Origin of the sequence: Variovorax glucosi (assembly GCF_051216695.1) — a bacterium.
GTDB lineage: Bacteria > Pseudomonadota > Gammaproteobacteria > Burkholderiales > Burkholderiaceae_C > Variovorax.
The window spans coordinates 1-1,026 of the sequence record NZ_JBPJZE010000412.1 but is presented as its reverse complement, the minus strand read 5'-3'; the positions used below and the strand labels follow the sequence as shown (position 1 = coordinate 1,026).

The 1,026-nt window shown below is 70.5% G+C and carries 2 protein-coding genes; both read left to right on the top strand.

Annotated features, from left to right (window positions below):
- A partial coding sequence (gene hemC, locus ACSFA3_RS26110; RefSeq protein ID WP_435508200.1) for a hydroxymethylbilane synthase occupies positions 1-878 on the top strand: 878 nt, incomplete at its 5' end.
- 16 nt (positions 879-894) lie between these two features.
- The coding region (locus ACSFA3_RS26105; protein ID WP_435508201.1) for a uroporphyrinogen-III synthase at positions 895-1,026 on the top strand (132 nt) is incomplete at its 3' end.

The window sequence follows — 1,026 nt, the reverse complement described above, 5'->3', positions numbered from 1 at the left end:
AAAGCCGCCTGGCACTGTGGCAAGCCGAACACGTGCGGGCGCTTTTGCAAGAAAAGGGCCATACGGTCAGCCTGCTCGGTCTGACGACCACCGGCGACCAGATCCTCGACCGCACGCTCAGCAAGGTGGGCGGCAAGGGGCTCTTCGTGAAAGAGCTCGAACTCGCGCTCGAAGAAGGGCGCGCCGACATCGCGGTCCATTCGCTCAAAGACGTGCCGATGGACCTGCCAGAAGGCTTTGCGCTGGCCTGCGTGCTGGAGCGCGAAGACCCGCGCGATGCGCTCGTCTCCCCCCGCTATGAATCGCTCGACGCACTGCCGCAGGGTGCGGTGGTCGGCACTTCGAGCCTGCGCCGCGTGGTGCTGCTGCGCGCGCTGCGGCCCGACCTGCGCATCGAACCGCTGCGCGGCAACCTCGACACCCGCCTGCGCAAGCTCGACGAAGGGCAATACGACGCCATCGTGCTGGCGGCGGCCGGGCTCAAGCGGCTGGGGCTGGAAAGCCGCATCCGCGTGGCCTTCGATCCCGACACCATGCTGCCGGCCGCGGGGCAGGGCGCATTGGGCATCGAGGTGCGCGCGGACCGCACCGAACTCATCGAACTGCTGCGCTCGCTGGCCCACCAGAGCGACTGGCTTTCCACCGCCGCCGAGCGTGCAGTGAGCCGCGCGATGGGCGGCAGCTGCTCCATGCCGCTGGCGGCCCATGCACGCTGGCAGGCCGACGGCGCGCTGCGCATCGATGCCGCGTGGGGCGACCCGGAAGGCAACGCGCCGCTGGTGAAGGTGCATGCGCTGGCGCAGGCCGGCGATTTCGCGCAAGCCGACGCGCTCGGCGAGCCCGCCGCGGCGCTGCTGCGCGACGCCGGGGCCCACTGATACCGGTGGTCATCGTATGACCGCCCGCCCCGTCATCGTCACGCGGCCAGCGCGCGAAGCGGCGCAATGGGTGAGCGATCTGCGCGCCGCAGGGCTCGATGCGGTGGCGCTGCCGCTCATCGTGATCGAACCGGTGGCCGATGCCGAA